This is a genomic window from Streptococcus suis (assembly GCF_002964045.1).
Lineage (GTDB): Bacteria > Bacillota > Bacilli > Lactobacillales > Streptococcaceae > Streptococcus > Streptococcus suis_U.
In genome coordinates, this window is record NZ_POPB01000641.1 from 1 (window position 1) to 318 (window position 318).

Annotated in this window: 1 pseudogene; it reads right to left on the reverse strand. The window is 42.5% G+C overall.

The features are described 5' to 3' along the window. Positions 1-299 (reverse strand): annotated as a pseudogene (locus tag C1E99_RS13795) (sugar ABC transporter substrate-binding protein); the annotation flags it as partial. Positions 300-318 lie beyond the last annotated feature (19 nt).

Below are 318 nucleotides of genomic sequence, written 5' to 3' on the forward strand. Positions count from 1 at the left end.
TATTCCTCACCAGATGAGGTAATAATGGCCATTTTATCCTTATAGTCACCCCATGAGATATACTTGATGTCTAGATGGGCACCTGCTTCTTTTTCGATAATCTTATTGGCATTTTCCAAAAGAACATCGATGTTTTTCGGTGCGTCTCCGATTTGATACATGAGGATGTTTGTCAATCCATCTTCTGTTGTAGCGCTACTTGATGCGGTCTTATTTCCAGTCAGACTACCACAAGCGGCAAGGGCAGCTGCGGACGCAAGTGTCACGCAGGAGTAGGCAAATTTTTTCCATGTTTTCATTTGGCTGTTCCTTTCTATT